Raw genomic sequence first — 15298 nt, 5'->3', positions numbered from 1 at the left:
CGGAAAAACTGGCCGGGGCCTTGGCCCGGCGGTTGGTTATGTTCCGTCGCCGGGGTTGTTTACGGGGCTTATTTCTGAAAGGGTAAGGGGATACCCAGAAACCTGCGCGGCCCCACTTTGCGCCTGAGTCGCCGCCGCTCATACTTGGGCTTTTTGAGCAGCCCTTGCTTGTCGTAGCTGTTTTTCTGAGCCTTCACCGACTCCTTTTCCACGTCCAGCGCCCGGCCGTCAGCCGATTCGTTGGCGGGGCTTTTCGCCTTTTTTACTTTGGGCTGGGGCGGCCCCGTGGGGCTGGGCAGGCGGTAGCGGTGGCAGGCCGGGGCCGCCAGCAGCAACACCGCCGCCACACTCAGCAAACCCAGACGCCGCCCGAAAAAGGCCATAACATTCATTTGACTAACGCTCAACTGCTTGTCGAACTTCACAAGGTACATAATTCGGCCCGGCCGCCAACGGCCGGCCGGGCCGGGGGGGCGGGCTAGTAGCCGCGCATCTTTTCCACAGCCTGGCGCAGGCGCTGCTGGGGCAGAAACTGTTTTTCGAGGGAGGGCGCGAAGGGCACGGCCGTATCGAGGGAGGCCACGCGCATGATGGGGGCATCGAGGCTACGGAAGCAGTTTTCGGCAATCCAGGCCCCGATTTCGCCCGCCAGGCCGCCCGTGAGCGTGTCTTCGTGGAGCAGGATGATGCGGCCGGTTTTCTCCACCGTGCGGCGCACGGCGGCCTCATCCCAGGGCAGCAGCGTGCGCAGGTCGATAATATCACAGTCGAGGTGCAGCTCCTCGGCCAGGGCGGTGGCCCAGTGCACGCCCGCCCCGTAGGTGATGATGCTCATTTCCTGGCCCTCGCGCACCAGCGCAGCCTGCCCGATGGGCGTGGTGTAGTAGGCATCGGGCACGGGAGCCGAAAGGCTGCGGTAAAGCAGCTTGTGCTCGAAGAACATGACCGGGTTGGGGTCCTCGATGGCGGCGCAAAGCAGGCCCTTGGCATCCACGGGGTTGCTGGGGTACACCACCTTCAGGCCGGGCGTGTGAGTAAACCACGCTTCGTTGCTCTGGCTGTGGAAGGGGCCGGCGGCCGTGCCCGCACCGGTGGGCATGCGCACCACCACGTCGGCGTTCTGGCCCCAGCGGTAGTGGGTTTTCGCCAGGTTGTTGATGATCTGGTTGAAGCCGCAGGTCACGAAATCGGCGAACTGCATTTCCACCATCGCCTTCTTGCCCTTGATGCTCAGGCCCAGCGCCGCCCCCACAATGGCCGATTCGCAGAGCGGCGTATTGCGCACCCGGCCCTTGCCGAATTGCTTTACGAAGCCATCCGTAATCTTGAACACGCCCCCGTACTCGGCAATATCCTGGCCCATGAGTACCAGCTCCGGAAACCGCTCCATGCTCTGGCGCAACCCGTCGGAAATGGCATCGACGTAACGCTTGTCAGTGGCCGGTTGCCCGTTGTCAGTGGCCGGGTCGTTCTGGTCTTCGTCCTCCCCGGCAACTGGCAACTGGTCACTGGCCACTGGCAACTCAGCGTACATATCCCCGATTTCCTGCTCCAGACTGGGCGTGGGCAGGGGCTCGGCTTCGGCAATGCGCAGGCCCTCCTCAATTTCGCGCTTGATGGTTTCGCGGTAGCGCATGCGGGCCTCCTCATCGAGAATGCCCTCCTGCATCAGCCACTTTTCGTAGTTTTCCACGGGGTCTTTGGCGGCCCATTCCGTGAACAGCTCCTGGGGCACGTACTTGGTGCCGCTGGCCTCCTCGTGGCCGCGCATCCGGAAGGTGAGGGCCTCCAGCAGCACCGGGCGCGGGTTCTGGCGCAGGTCCTCGGCCAGGCGCTTCACCGTGTCGTACACTTCCAGCACGTTGTTGCCGTCTACCTGCACGGCTTCCATGCCGTAGGCCGGGCCTTTGTCCACGAAGTAGCGGAAGCGGAACTGCTCGTTGCTGGGCGTGCTGAGGCCGTAGCCGTTGTTTTCGATGATGAAAATGACCGGCAGCTGCCACACGGCGGCCACGTTGAGGGCCTCGTGAAAGTCGCCCTCCGAAGCGCCGCCGTCGCCGCTGTAGGTTACGGTTACTTTGGGCTTCTCGTCCAGCACATCGGCCAGGGCAATGCCGCCGGCCACGGCCAGCTGGGGGCCAAGGTGGCTGATCATGCCCACGATGTGGTATTCGTTGGTACCGAAATGGAAGCTCCGGTCGCGGCCCTTGGTGAAGCCGTGGGCCTTGCCCTGCCACTGGGCAAAGAGGCGGTCGAGGGGAATATCGCGGCCCGTGAATACGCCCAGGTTGCGGTGCAGGGGCAGAATATACTCGTCGGGGTTCAGGGCCAGGGTGCTGCCCACGGAAATGGCCTCCTGGCCGATGCCCGAAAACCACTTGCTGATTTTGCCCTGGCGGAGCAGAATGAGCATTTTCTCCTCAATCAGCCGGGGCTTGAGCAGGTGGCGGTAGAGGTGGAGCAGGGTTTCGTTGGCGTAGTCCTTGCGGTCGAAGTGCATAGCGGAAAGGCAGGTAGCGGGTGGGTGGGGCCAAAAGTACGGGTTTGGGCCGGAAGGGAAATTATTCGGGCCGGTTTGTGAAATCTGGCTGGTTCCGCCCTCTATCTTCGGGGCCATATTCCCGCTTTATCCTCCCCTATGACTCGATTTTTATCCCTCGGATTCCTCTTCTTGCTCCCGCTGGCCGCCCAGGCCCAACAAACCGACGCGCTCAGCCTAGGCCGTATAGCGGTACGCCCCGATAGTTTAAGAGGCGTTATTCAAGGTGAGATTCTCGTATTTCATCGCCCATTCACCCCGCTTCTTCCCCTCCAGGAGCAGCTCCGCCAGGTAGCCGGGGTGCAGGCTACGCCCTACTCCGGGGCTCTGGGGGCGCAGGTGGCAGTCCGGATTCGGGGGGCGGCCAGCCTGTCGGGCAACGCCCAGCCGCTGTACGTGGTGGACGGGGTGCCGGTCTTCCAGCACACGTTTCAGCTGAGTAACAGTAACAGCCCCGGTGGCATCGTGCCGGCCGAAACCATGGAGCTGGATACCAACCCGCTGCTGAGCATTCCGAGTGAGGATATTGAGCAGGTGGAAATTTTGAAGGGAGGCTACGAAACGGCGCTCTACGGCTCCCAGGGCCTCAACGGCGTCATTCGCATTACCACCCGCCGGGGCAAAGCCGGCAAGCCCCGCCTGACCTACGCCGGCTACGGCGGCGTGCAGCGCACCCGCTACCGCTACGACCTGCTGGATGCCCGCGAGTACGCCACCCTCCACAACGAAGTAAGCCAACGCTACGGCCTGCCGGCGAAGTACTCGCCTGCTCAGGTAGCAGCCTTAGGCAAGGGCACCGACTGGCAGAACGAACTGCTGCGCACGGCTGCCGTGCACGAACACCACCTGGGCCTCTCGGGCGGCACGGCCACCACCCGCTACTACGCCGCCGCCGACTACCTCAACCAGGAGGGCGTGGTGCTGAACTCGCGCCTGCGCCGCTACGCCGTGCGCGCCGCCCTCAACCAGCAAATCGGCCAGCGCCTGCGCCTGGAGGCCACCGGCAGCTTCAGCCAGACCGAGCAGCGGATTCCTGCTTATTACGCCGTTGCCAACGCGCTATTTACGCCGCCCACCCAGTCGACGACCGATAACCCCGACCCCGGCTACTACGTGAACCCAGTGGAGGTGGCCCGGCAGGCTTACCAAGCTCCCGAGCAGCAACGGCTGCTGGCACAGCTGGGGGCGCGCTATGAGGTAGCCACCGGCCTCATCTTGGACCTGCGCGCCAATCTGGAACGGGCCACGCTCCGCAGCCGCTCCTACCGCGCGGCGTTTGGCAGCTTCCCGCCGGGCCAGAATGGCGACCTTCTTTTCACTTACCGGCAACTGGTGCTGAACCCGGCCCTGCGCTACGCCCGCAGCTTCGGCGAGCAGCGGCACTCGGTAACGGCCAGCCTGGAGGCCATGCGACAGGCCCCGGAAACAACCACCGCGCAGCGCACCTACCTCCCAGACCCCAGCGGCATATTGACCACCAGCACCAGCACGGCCCAAAACAGCGTTACTTTTTACCAGCTCACGGCCGGCTATACTTTTGATGAGCGGTACCAGATCCGGGGCACTTTGCGCCGCGACCCAACCAATACTTTCGACGCTACCAAGCCTTGGAGCTGGCTACCGGGAGCCCAGGTGCGCTGGCACGCGGCCAAGGAGAACTTCTGGACCTCCGCGCCCGGCAAGCTCGACGTGTGGGTGGGCTGGGGGCGCACGTCGGGGGCTGGCAACTTTGGGCGAAACCACTTTCTGTCTATGCTATCCGGAGGTAACCCTAGACAGATGATACCCCTATTCCTCCCCGAACCAAGCCAGCAGCTGGATGCGGGCGCGGAAGCGGGCCTACTCCATAACCACCTGACCGTGACGGCCCAGGCCTACTCCCGGCAAACCAACACCACGGTTAGCAACTTCTACTTATCCAGCATCACCCACGACGATTACCTGCGCAATACTGGCCTGGAGCTGACCGTGCGAGGCAGCTGGCAGGCCGGTAAAGTGCACGGTAGCAGCCAGCTGGCCGCCGCCGCCAACCGCAACCGATTTGAAACGGGTGATGACATCTCCTACAGCTTTTCTCACCACCGCACCCTCAACCACCAGCCCCTGAGCACGTTCTACGGCTACCGCGTTCAGGGGCTCGACGCCACCCACGACCTGAAGTACGAGGACGTGAACGGCCGCGGCAATCCGGGAGATCAGCAGCCCTTGGGCAGCGGATTGCCCCGGCAACTGCTCAGCTTCACGCAGCAGCTCACGATGGGCCGTCTGGAAATGCAGCTTCAGGCTGATGGCATGTTCGGGTATCAGTTGCAAAATAGCGCGCTAATCTACCTGGATGCCACCAACAGTGGTACCAACGCCTCCGGCCGGGTCCGCCAGCGCTGGACGCCCACCCACCCGGACACCGACGTGCCGGTAGCCGGCACGTTACTGCCCCGAGTCAGCACCTATACCCTGCAATCGGGCAACCACGGGCGGCTCTCAGCGCTTACGGTCAGCTACAAAGTCTGGGAAAAGGAAGCCCGCAACGTCCGCCTGTGGGTGGGCGGGCAGAACCTGGTTGTGCTCACCAAGTACCGCGGCTTTGACCCCAACGTCAGCTCGGCCGGCTCCCACAACCAGCAGGCCGGCCTCGACGCCGGGGCCTACCCCACCGCCCGCACCATACTGCTGGGCGTGCGGGCTACGTTGTAGGCGGCGGCCCGCCCGAAACTTCTGTTTCGGGCGGGCGGTTACGTAGCACGAACCGACGGTTTCGCCCTTCTTCTGCCGAAGCAGTTATCGGTAAATATGAAAAGAAGCTTGCAGCTTGCAGCTTCCAGCTTGTAGCTTTCCTCCATGATTCAGTTTGAAGAATTTACCCTGGCCAACGGCTTGCGCTGCATTGTCCACGAAGACCACAGCACGCCCATGGCCGTGCTCAACGTACTCTACAACGTGGGCTCCCGCGACGAAGCACCCGACCAGACCGGATTCGCCCACCTGTTCGAGCACCTCATGTTCTCGGGCTCCGTCAACATTCCCAGCTACGACGAGCCCTTGCAGCTGGTGGGCGGCGAGAACAATGCCTTCACCTCCCCCGACATCACCAACTACTACCTGACCCTACCCGCTGCCAACCTCGAAACCGGCTTCTGGCTCGAATCGGATAGGATGCTGAACCTGGCTTTCTCCGAGAACGGCCTCGACGTGCAGCGCAAAGTGGTGGTCGAGGAATTCAAGCAGAACTACCTCAACCAGCCCTACGGCGACGTCTGGCTGAAGCTGCGGCCCCTCGCCTACCAGCATCACCCCTACCAGTGGGCCACCATCGGCAAGGAAGTCGCCCACATTGAGGAGGCCACCATGCAGCAGGTGCGCGACTTCTTCGCCAAGCACTACGCCCCCACCAATGCCGTGCTGGTCGTAGCCGGCGACGTAACCGTGGCCGAGGCCCGTCGCCTGGCCGAAAAGTGGTTCGAACCCATTCCGGGCGGCATTCACTACGAGCGCCAACTGCCCCGGGAGCCCCGCCAGACCGAAGCCCGCTTCCTCGAAGCAGGTGCCGAGGTGCCGCTGTCGGCGCTCTACAAAGTCTACCACATGCCCGGCCGGGGCGAAGACGACTACTACCCCGCCGATCTGCTCTCCGATGTGCTGGGCCGGGGAAAATCGTCGCGCCTCTACCAGCGGCTGGTGAAAGACCAGGCCCTGTTCAATTCGCTGTCGGCCTCTGTAATGGGGTCCCTGGAACCGGGGCTGCTCGTTATCAGCGGCAAACTAAACGCGGGTGTTACGCTGGAACAGGCCGATGCGGCCCTGGAAGCCGTGGTGGCCGAAATGCTCACCACTGAAGTACCGGTCGCAGAGTTGGAAAAAGTGAAGAACCAAGCCGAAGTGAGCATCGTGTTCGGCGAAATCGAACTCCTGAACCGGGCCATGAACCTGGCTTTCAGTAAACTCCTCGGCGACGCCAGCCTCGTGAACCAGGAAAGCACCAAGGTGCAGGCCGTAACTACCGCCCAGGTGCTGGAAGCGGCCCGGGAAGTGCTGCGCCCCGAAAATTGCAGTACCCTCTACTACCGGGCTCAGCCCGTAGCCGAACCCGTGCTGGTAGAAGTGGCGCAATAGCGGGCGGCTTAACGTTGATAAACGAAGAACGCCCATCTGGTATCACCAGATGGGCGTTCTTCGTTTATCGGTCTGAGTGAAGCAATAGCCGTTACCAGCCGCTGCCACCCCCGCCCCAGGCATCATCTGCCTTCTTAGCTGGAGCGGCCTTTTTAGCGGGAGCCGCCGCCGGAGCAACGCTTTTCTTGGCAGCGGTAGTACCGCTACTTTTGGTGCCGGCCGAAGCGGCGGCCGTTTTGGTAGCCGTGGCTTTGGGAGCGGCAGGAGCCGCCACTACCACTGGTTCAGGCTCAGGTTCCGGGGCCATTACGGGCAACGGAGCCGGGGCCGGGGGCGCAATATCAACCGAGCGGACCGAACGCCGCACGTACGGGGCCAGTGGACGGCCCCGGTAGTCGGTGGTTACCCGTCGGGAAGGGGCAGCCGTGAAGCCCGGGGCCAAGCTAGCCCCAATAGGCTGGCTTTCAGGAGCTGGCGCTGCGGAAGCCGCGCCGGCAGCGCCACCCCACGCACCCGCACCCGCCGCCGGGGCCGTAGTGGCAGCGGCAGGTTCGGCAACGGGCATAGCCGTTTTGGTAGCGGCCGTTTTATCGGCAGCCGCCTTGGCCGGGGCTGCTTTCTTGGGTGCCGAAGCGCCCCAGCCATCGGAGGAGCCCCAGTCGTCCCCCGCTTTTTTCTTTTGGGCTACGGCAGGAGCGGCTATCAGAAGGCCACCAATCAGCAGCAAAGGAAGAATTTGACGAGTCATGAAGAAGATGATAAACAGGTTGTTGGCGCGAAGGTACGGTGCCCCGTGCGGGTCCGAAATACCTGCCCCATATTTTGGCAGAACGCGACGCTAGCCGGGAAGTTCCCCGCAGATTATGTTTGCGGATAATCAACAGATTATCCGACTATTACCTAACGACTGTCTCCCGGCTAACGTTCCGTTTTTCTTGCTGGCCCCGGTCCGGGGCCAGTAGCAAGTCGATCAAAGACGGCCCCGGCCGGCTCCGCGGGCATCTTTTTGGGTCAACGGTCATTCGGCCATCTGCCCCCCTGGCCGGGCCATTCGGGGTGTGGGGAGCACGGAGCTTACCAGCCTGCCACCACAGCCGGGTTGGTAGCGGGGAGGTTAAGGGCTACCTCTGGAGTGGGCTGTCGCAAGGGCCGGCCGTGGTAGTCGGTACTCGCGCCCCGGTAGGGAGCCGTATTCATGCCGGGAGCCAGCATGGCCCCCGAAGACTGCATCATCGGGTCGGTTTGGACCACCCGCACCGACCGGGGCCGGTACGATTTACCCCGGGCAACCGGCCGGCCGTGGTAGTCGGTACTCGCGCCCCGGTAGGGAGCCGTATTCATGCCGGGAGCCAGCATGGCCCCCAGAGACTGCATCATCGGGTCGGCGGAAACGGCAGCCAGCGAATCGGCCGTTGACGGATGGGTGGGCACGGGGCGCTCGGCACGGGCGTCGCCCCAGCCCGCACTCCAGCCCCAGTCGTCGGCGGCAGCACGGGCGGCGGGGGCCACGCTGGTGTTGGTGGGCGGCTGAACCGTTGCTTTTTTGCTGGATTGCGCCTGCACCTGAGACGCACTGAGGAGGCCGATAGCTACGGCTGCGGCGAAGAATAACTGTTTCATACAGAATGATTTAGTGCAGGTGAAGGCCGGTGGTCTGGTTGAACCGGGGCCGCAGCCATCTGGCGGGTGCTACCCCACGGCCGCTAGCTGCGGGCCTGTGCTGCGGGCCGACTTTGCAGCAACCGTACCAGCTTTTTGGATACCCCGCCCTGGTCGTGTTCTAAAGCATTGCTTCCGCAACAATCCGCAATCAGCCTACCTTTGCAGGATGATGCAGGAAACCATTGCCCGGGTACGGTTGGAAATTGAAGCCTACGACCTGACCACGGCGGAACAGCTCGACCAGTTCCGCATTGCCTATACCGGCCGCAAGGGCCAGCTGGCCGACCTGTTCGACCAGCTCAAAACCGTGGACCCGCCGGACCGCCGGGCGGTGGGCCAGGAGCTCAACCAACTCAAGCAGCTGGCCGTCGCCCGCTTCGAGGAGCGCCAGCAGCAGCTGGAATCGGCCACTGTCAACGCCCCCGCTAACCCCACCTTCGACTACACGCTGCCCGCCGTGCCCCAGGCGCTGGGCACCCGCCACCCGCTGAGTCTAGTGCGCGAGGAAATCGTGCGCATCCTGGCCCGTATCGGCTTCAACGTGGCCGAAGGACCGGAGATCGAGGACGACTGGCACAACTTCACGGCCCTCAACTTTCCCGAAAACCACCCCGCCCGCGATATGCAGGACACCTTTTTCGTGAAAAGCGCGCCGATACCGGGCGAGCAGGCCCCGGCTCCCAGCTACCTGCTGCGCACCCACACCAGCCCGGTACAGGTGCGCGTGATGAAGTCTCAGAAGCCGCCCATCCGCAGCATTATGCCTGGCCGGGTGTACCGCAACGAAGCTATTTCGGCGCGCGCCCACATGATGTTCCATCAGGTGGAGGCCCTGTTCATTGACGAAAACGTGAGCTTCGCCGACCTCAAGCAGACAGTTTACTACTTCGTGCAGGAGCTGTTCGGCGCCGATGTGCAGGTGCGCTTCCGGCCCTCGTTCTTTCCCTTCACCGAGCCTTCAGCCGAAATCGACATCACCTGCCTGATTTGCAAAGGCCAGGGCTGCAACATCTGCAAGGGTACCGGCTGGGTCGAAATCGGCGGCAGCGGCATGGTCGATCCGGCCGTGCTGGAGCAGTCGGGCATTGATCCGGAGCGCTACTCGGGCTACGCCTGGGGCATGGGCATCGAGCGCATCACGATGCTCAAGTATCAGGTTAAGGATCTGCGCTTGTTCACCGAAAACGACCTGCGCTTCCTGCGCCAGTTCGAAGGCCTTCAGTAAGAGGGGCACGAAGGATTTACGGCCCTGCTTTAGCCACTTATCGTCACTTTATTCCCGCCCGACTCCCATGTCCGCTTCCCATCCCACTTCGTCTGCTTCCTCGTCCGCCCGCCACCCGGCCCCTGGTCCCTCCATTAGCACCGTGGCCATTGTGGGGGCAGGCACGATGGGCCTGGGCATCGCGCAGGTGTGCGTGCAGCATGGCTTGCCTACAATTCTCTTCGATATCAACGCCGATATGCTGCCCAAGGCCCAACAGGCCATTGCGGCGGGGCTGGGCAAGCTGGTGGAGAAGCAGAAAATAACGCCCGCCGACCGCGAAGCCGCCCTGGCCCGCCTCACCCTCACGGCTGACCTGACCCAGGTGCAAGCCGACCTGATTGTGGAGGCCGTGGTGGAGAGGCTGGACGTGAAGCAGCAGCTGTTTCAGAACCTGACCCGACAAAACCCGGCCACCACTATTTTTGCCTCCAACACGTCGTCGCTGCCCATCACGCGCCTGGCAGCGGGTATTCCGCACCCGGAGCGCGTGGTGGGTCTGCACTTCTTCAATCCGGCCCCCATTATGAAGCTGGTGGAAGTTATCAGCGGCGTGGCCACCGCGCCCGCCGTGGCCGATGCCATGTACGCGCTGGCCGAACAGCTCGGCAAGCGCCCCGTGCGCGCCGCCGACGCGCCGGGCTTCATCGTGAACCGGGTAGCGCGCCACTACTACGTGGAAGGACTGAAGATAGCGGAGGAGCAGGTAGCCTCCGTGGAGGTGACGGATGAGCTGCTGGAATCGGCTGGCTTCCGCATGGGACCTTTCCGCCTCATGGACCTGATTGGGGTCGATAGCAACTACCTCGTCACGGCGGCTATGTACGAGGCCTTTCACTACGACGCCAAGTTCCGGCCCAGCCGTTTGCAGCAGCAGAAAGTAGATGCCGGCCACCACGGCCGCAAGTCGGGCCGGGGCTTCTACGACTACCCCGCCGCAACGTAAACCCCGGCCGGTCGCACCATTTGGGTCGCAACGCATGTTCTGGCGGTCCAACCGCCCCCCATCTGATTTCTCTAATGCCCGTTTCCCACCTGTTTCGCCATACGACCATAGTGGCTACCCTGCTTCCGGGCTTGCTGTTGACCCTCATGGCCTGCAACTCGGGCAGCACCGTGCAGCCCCAGATTCCGCTGGCCGCCGTGAACGAGTTGCTGGTGCTCACCGACCAGCAGAATGCCAGCCTGCGCTTCGACAACGGAGCTGTATACCACAAGGGCGGCGTGCGGGGCCTGATCGTCGTCCGGCAAAACGCCAGCACCTATCTGGCCTTCGACCGTAACTGCCCTTACCAACCCCAGGACACCTGTGCCCGGGTCTTCATCAGCCAATTGATTCAGCTCCATGACCCGTGCTGCCAGTCGCGGTTCAGCTTCACGGGCCAGCCCCAGGGAGGACCCGCCACGCTACCGCTCCGACGGTACAATACCGCCCTGTCCGGCAATAACCTGACAATCACGAACTAAAAAAGAAGCATCAACTTTTTTGAAACGCATAGTTGCAGCTTCGAGAACTTTGTTCTAATATTGCACCAGCAACGGCAAAAAAATGCCGCCATAACCGCTTCCTTAGCTCAGCCGGTTAGAGCATCTGACTGTTAATCAGAGGGTCCCTGGTTCGAGCCCAGGAGGGAGCGCCACATATAAAAACACCCGCCGATAGCCGGCGGGTGTTTTTGCGTTTATGCCCTTTTGGTTGCCGTCAGGGCATATTTGGTTGCGGAATCAGCTTGACTATCCGATAATCTTAGACTACCTTAGGAAGAAAACCAGGGCGGAAACTGAGGCGAAAGCCAGGGCGACATCCTACAATTCTCCCGACCGATGGACCAGTCAAAGCAGTTCAAAAGGAAGATAAGCGTCCGGCTGCATCCGCGGCTGGCGGAGGCTGATAAGCAGGGCTACTGCCCGCTGCGGCTTACGGCGCGCTGGCACGGGCAGGAAATCCAGGAGAATACCGGCGAGCGGGTACTACCCCAACGGCTGGACAGGCACGGACAGCCGGAGGAGCTGTGGAGCGCCGGCCTGGGCCGGGTGCTACGGGGCCATGATGACTTCGTGGCCATCAATGGCCGGTTGAGCGACTGGGAGCGGGATATTCTGGGGGCCTTCAACCGGCTTTTCGATGCGGCTCCGTTTCAGAAGGTAGAAAAGAAGGCGTTGCTGGCCGAGCTGTTCCCCGAAGCCAGGGTTAAGGCAGCGACACCAGTGCCGCAAGAGGCAGACAACAGCCGCACGTTCCGGCAGGTGCTGGAGGAATGGAAGGAGCAGAACCGTAACCTGGGCAAGGACTCGCTGCGCAAGTACGACCAGCTGGCTACGATGATGGAAAGCTGGCAGCCGGACCTGCGCCCGGAGCAGGTTACGCAGAAAGTAGCCAAGGAATACCAGCAGCACCTGCTAGACCTGCAGAAGTCGGACGCAACTATCAAGGTGCATTTCACCGGCCTGCGCAAGTGCTTGGAGCAACTGGACCTAAAGGCGGATATGCCCTGGCTGCAGTACTCGGCCAAGAACGCGCCGCAGCTGGACCTGGAGATTGAAGAGGTGCGGCGGCTTATCGGGTGGAAGCCCACAGAAGAGCATCTGGCCGAAGAGCGGGACCGGTGGCTGTTTCAGCTGTTCAGCGGGCGGCGGTACGAGGACCTGGAGAAGTTCGACAAGCGCGAGCGGATATCCCTGCCCCTGGCCGATGGTACTTCGGTGCCGGCACTGCTGCACGCGCAGGGCAAGACGGGCAACGATGCGGCGGTGCCGCTCCCTCCTATTGCCGTGCGTATCGGGGAGCGGTGGGGCTGGAAGTTTCCGGCCCGCACCTGGCAGCAGCGAGGTGAATGGATTAAGGAGGTGGCCCAGCAGGCGGGCCTGACGCGGGAGTGGGACGACCGGCTGATTACGGGCGGCAAGGTGGTCCACAACTGGCGGCCGATTCATCAGGTCATCGGGACGCACACGGCGCGGCACACGGCCGGCACGCTGCTCAAGCAGGCGGGCAACGGTAACAAGGCCCTGGCCAAGCTGGTGCTCGGGCATGCGGAGGAGGATGTGACGGACCGCTACGCCAAGGACAAGGCGCGACTATTGGCGCCGGCGGTGCTGGAGGCTTGGCGGGCCATTCTGGGCGAGTGGTATGATAAAGAGCCGGCGGTGTAGTTTTCGGCCAATGGTGGTCGTTGTTAGCCTATCTTCTTGCCGGAGCAACCAGCCCCGGACAGGAGGATGGCCTACCCGCCCCTAGGGAACCTTGGCGGTAATCTGACAGTATAGCTCACCGAGAAATCGGAAGAGCCCGCGCGTAAGCCTGCCGTTTCCTACTCCACCGAAATAGTAGAAAAGCTGGTGTCGCGCGACCCCGCCAAGCCGTAAGGCCGTTAGCTGCTAACCTATTAATGCCAGATTTAAGACCCTCTACAAACCCCGAAATCTGGGGTGGCGTCGAATGCACCTGCCGACGCGTGGGCGACGCTTATTCCGACCAGCTCACGCGCAGCGGCCACCGCCACCGGCCGGAGGACCTGGACCAGTTTGCCGCCCTGGGCCTGCGTACGCTGCGCTACCCGGTGCTGTGGGAACACGTAGCCCCCAACAGCCTCGACGAGCCGGATTGGCAATGGCCCGATGAGCGGCTGGCCCGCCTGCAGGCCCTGCAGATTGAACCCATCGTGGGCTTAGTTCACCACGGCAGCGGCCCGCGCTACACGGCCCTGCACGAACCCACGTTTGCCCCCGGCCTGGCCCGCTACGCCCGGATGGTGGCCGAGCGCTACCCCTGGGTGCGCTACTACACGCCCGTGAATGAGCCGCTGACAACGGCCCGGTTCAGCGGCCTCTACGGCCTGTGGTATCCGCACGGGCGCGACGACGCCACCTTTGTGCGCATCCTGCTCAATGAGCTGCACGCCACCCGGCTGGCCATGCTGGCGATTCGGGAAGTTAACCCGGCGGCGCAGCTGGTGCAGACCGAAGACCTGGGCTACGCGCACTGTTCGCCGGCTTTGGCGCAACAGGCCGAATTTGAGAACCACCGCCGCTGGCTCACCTTCGATTTGCTGGGCGGGCACGTGACGGCGGCGCATCCGCTCTGGGGCTACCTGCTCCGCCATGGCATTGCGGAAGCCGAATTACAAGCCTTTATCGACCAGCCGCTGCCGCCCGACGTGCTGGGCATCAACCACTACGTAACCGGCGAGCGATACCTGGACGATGTGCTGGCCGGCTATCCTGGGCAACCGCCAATTAGTGGCCTGCACCACCCAGCCTACGTGGACGTGGAAGCCCTGCGCGTGCGCGGCGTGGCCGTGCGGGGCCTCGAAGGGCTGCTGCGCGACACCTGGCAGCGTTACCATAGGCCGCTGGCCATTACGGAATCGCACCTGGGCTGCACGCGGGAAGAGCAGCTGCGCTGGCTGCACCAAAGCTGGCACGCGGCCAACCGGCTGCGGACCCAGGGTGTGCAGGTGCGCGCCCTGACGGTGTGGTCCTTATTGGGGGCCTTTGATTGGGATAACCTGCTGACCCAGGATGGCGCTTCGTACGAGCCCGGCGTGTTTGATGTGCGCGGTGGACTGCCCCGCCCCACGGCGCTGGCCAGAATGGTGCAGGCCCTTATTCAGGAGGGCCATTACGCCCACCCAGTACTGCAGGGTCTGGGCTGGTGGCAGCGGGACGTCCGTTTTTACTGGCCCGTCGAATCCGTCTAACCTCATCGCTTGCTTATGCTAACGACGCAACCCCTGCTCATTACCGGCGCCAAGGGCACGCTGGGTCAGGCCTTTTGGCGGGTGTGCCGCATGCGGGGCTTGGCCGTGGTGGCGCTGGACCGAGCCGCTTTAGACATCGCCAGTACTAATTCCATTGCCCAAGCCCTGCGGGAGCACCAGCCCTGGGCGATAGTGAATGCTGCCGGCTATGTGCGTGTCGATGAAGCCGAAATGGATGAGGCCCGTTGCATTCGCGAAAACACTACCGGCCCGCAGCTGCTCGCCAAGGCCTGCGCTGCGCACCACCTACCATTGCTCACCTTCTCCTCGGATTTGGTATTCGATGGCGGGCAGTCCGCACCGTATCTCGAAAGCGATGCGCCATGCCCGCTAAGTGCCTACGGTCGCAGCAAATGGCAAGCTGAGCAAGCCGTGCTAGCCCACTTGCCCACGGCCCTGGTGGTGCGCACCAGCGCTTTCTTCAGCGCTTGGGACCCGCATAATTTCGTGCACCACGCCCTCATGGCCGCCCGCGCCGGCCAGCCCTTCGCCGCGGCCGATGACCTGCTCATCTCGCCTACGTATGTTCCCGACCTCGTTAACACGGCGCTGGACCTATTGCTGGACGAGGCCCAGGGCCTATGGCATTTAACCAACCAAGGCGCCTGTACCTGGGCCGAGCTGGCACGTTTGGCCCTCACCCTAGCTGGTCTGGATGCCGCTGGGGTGGTTCCCCAACCGGCCGCCAGCTTTGGGTGGGCGGCCTCCCGCCCGGGCTACAGCGTCTTAGGCAGTGCGCACGGGGCCTTACTGCCCAGTGTGGAAAGCGGCCTGCACCGCCACCTAGCCGATGAGCGGTTGCTGGGCTCCGCTAATCCACCGGCCATGCTACTCATCTAGCGTAAGCAGGTCCTATAGAGCAGATTCTAAAGAGCGTCACCAGGCGGCTTATCCACTAGTCAATAGCCCGCCCTACAGCTGTGCTTAGCCCATGCGGCTTGAAAAGCGGGCCAACCCTCCGCC

12 protein-coding genes and 1 tRNA gene are annotated in these 15298 nt (G+C 63.1%); 9 read left to right on the top strand and 4 right to left on the bottom strand.

The window, feature by feature from the left end; all coding sequences use genetic code 11:
- Positions 1–68: 68 nt before the first annotated feature.
- Both D0T11_RS05475 and D0T11_RS05470 read right to left on the bottom strand, forming a co-directional pair.
- Entirely contained in the window at positions 69–383 is a 315-nt protein-coding gene (locus D0T11_RS05475) for a hypothetical protein (protein ID WP_119654770.1), read from the bottom strand.
- Between the two features lie 95 nt (positions 384–478).
- Positions 479–2500, bottom strand: coding sequence for an alpha-ketoacid dehydrogenase subunit alpha/beta (locus D0T11_RS05470; RefSeq protein ID WP_119654769.1), 2022 nt, complete (start codon positions 2498–2500; stop codon positions 479–481).
- A 138-nt stretch (positions 2501–2638) separates the two neighbouring features.
- Here D0T11_RS05470 and D0T11_RS05465 point away from each other — a divergent pair, with 138 nt between their 5' ends.
- Positions 2639–5233, top strand: a complete 2595-nt coding sequence (locus D0T11_RS05465; RefSeq protein ID WP_119654768.1) for a TonB-dependent receptor plug domain-containing protein — start codon at positions 2639–2641, stop codon at positions 5231–5233.
- Positions 5234–5377: 144 nt separating this feature from the next.
- Positions 5378–6649 (top strand): M16 family metallopeptidase, encoded by a 1272-nt coding sequence (locus D0T11_RS05460; protein WP_119654767.1) that lies wholly within the window; start codon positions 5378–5380, stop codon positions 6647–6649.
- A 91-nt stretch (positions 6650–6740) separates the two neighbouring features.
- On the opposite strand, the gene D0T11_RS05455 is transcribed toward D0T11_RS05460, so the two are convergent.
- Together D0T11_RS05455 and D0T11_RS05450 are read right to left on the bottom strand one after the other, a co-directional pair.
- Entirely contained in the window at positions 6741–7397 is a 657-nt protein-coding gene (locus D0T11_RS05455) for a hypothetical protein (RefSeq protein WP_147374534.1), read from the bottom strand.
- 326 nt (positions 7398–7723) lie between these two features.
- The gene (locus tag D0T11_RS05450; protein WP_119654765.1) at positions 7724–8269 is read right to left on the bottom strand and encodes a hypothetical protein; all 546 of its coding nucleotides are present in this window, start codon (positions 8267–8269) and stop codon (positions 7724–7726) included.
- 211 nt (positions 8270–8480) lie between these two features.
- Here D0T11_RS05450 and pheS point away from each other — a divergent pair, with 211 nt between their 5' ends.
- The 7 genes from pheS (at position 8481) to D0T11_RS22915 (ending at position 15175) form a co-directional block, all read left to right on the top strand.
- Positions 8481–9536, top strand: coding sequence for a phenylalanine--tRNA ligase subunit alpha (gene pheS, locus D0T11_RS05445; protein ID WP_119654797.1), 1056 nt, complete (start codon positions 8481–8483; stop codon positions 9534–9536).
- Positions 9537–9603: 67 nt separating this feature from the next.
- Positions 9604–10521 (top strand): 3-hydroxyacyl-CoA dehydrogenase NAD-binding domain-containing protein, encoded by a 918-nt coding sequence (locus D0T11_RS05440; RefSeq protein WP_262681793.1) that lies wholly within the window; start codon positions 9604–9606, stop codon positions 10519–10521.
- Positions 10522–10595: 74 nt separating this feature from the next.
- Complete coding sequence (locus D0T11_RS05435) at positions 10596–11042, top strand: Rieske (2Fe-2S) protein (protein ID WP_119654764.1); 447 nt, start codon at positions 10596–10598, stop codon at positions 11040–11042.
- Positions 11043–11138: 96 nt separating this feature from the next.
- A tRNA-Asn gene (locus D0T11_RS05430) sits at positions 11139–11215 on the top strand.
- A 184-nt stretch (positions 11216–11399) separates the two neighbouring features.
- Positions 11400–12728: a phage integrase SAM-like domain-containing protein gene (locus tag D0T11_RS05425; RefSeq protein WP_119654763.1), complete on the top strand. Its 1329-nt coding sequence runs from the start codon at positions 11400–11402 to the stop codon at positions 12726–12728.
- Between the two features lie 302 nt (positions 12729–13030).
- Positions 13031–14275: a family 1 glycosylhydrolase gene (locus D0T11_RS22920; RefSeq protein ID WP_220473701.1), complete on the top strand. Its 1245-nt coding sequence runs from the start codon at positions 13031–13033 to the stop codon at positions 14273–14275.
- A 15-nt stretch (positions 14276–14290) separates the two neighbouring features.
- Positions 14291–15175, top strand: a complete 885-nt coding sequence (locus D0T11_RS22915; protein WP_220473700.1) for an SDR family oxidoreductase — start codon at positions 14291–14293, stop codon at positions 15173–15175.
- The last annotated feature ends 123 nt before the right edge of the window (positions 15176–15298 follow it).

It is taken from the genome of Hymenobacter rubripertinctus, assembly GCF_003583925.1.
Taxonomy (GTDB): Bacteria; Bacteroidota; Bacteroidia; order Cytophagales; family Hymenobacteraceae; genus Hymenobacter; species Hymenobacter rubripertinctus.
This window is presented reverse-complemented; position numbering and strand designations above follow the sequence as displayed.

Coding starts and splice junctions, on each gene's coding strand:
- D0T11_RS05455 (WP_147374534.1), bottom strand. CDS start 7,397: ATGACTCGTCAAATTCTTCCTTTGCTGCTGATTGGTGGCCTTCTGATA.
- D0T11_RS05440 (WP_262681793.1), top strand. CDS start 9,604: ATGTCCGCTTCCCATCCCACTTCGTCTGCTTCCTCGTCCGCCCGCCAC.
- D0T11_RS05470 (WP_119654769.1), bottom strand. CDS start 2,500: ATGCACTTCGACCGCAAGGACTACGCCAACGAAACCCTGCTCCACCTC.
- D0T11_RS22915 (WP_220473700.1), top strand. CDS start 14,291: ATGCTAACGACGCAACCCCTGCTCATTACCGGCGCCAAGGGCACGCTG.
- D0T11_RS05425 (WP_119654763.1), top strand. CDS start 11,400: ATGGACCAGTCAAAGCAGTTCAAAAGGAAGATAAGCGTCCGGCTGCAT.
- D0T11_RS05475 (WP_119654770.1), bottom strand. CDS start 383: ATGGCCTTTTTCGGGCGGCGTCTGGGTTTGCTGAGTGTGGCGGCGGTG.
- D0T11_RS05450 (WP_119654765.1), bottom strand. CDS start 8,269: ATGAAACAGTTATTCTTCGCCGCAGCCGTAGCTATCGGCCTCCTCAGT.
- D0T11_RS05460 (WP_119654767.1), top strand. CDS start 5,378: ATGATTCAGTTTGAAGAATTTACCCTGGCCAACGGCTTGCGCTGCATT.
- D0T11_RS05435 (WP_119654764.1), top strand. CDS start 10,596: ATGCCCGTTTCCCACCTGTTTCGCCATACGACCATAGTGGCTACCCTG.
- pheS (WP_119654797.1), top strand. CDS start 8,481: ATGCAGGAAACCATTGCCCGGGTACGGTTGGAAATTGAAGCCTACGAC.
- D0T11_RS05465 (WP_119654768.1), top strand. CDS start 2,639: ATGACTCGATTTTTATCCCTCGGATTCCTCTTCTTGCTCCCGCTGGCC.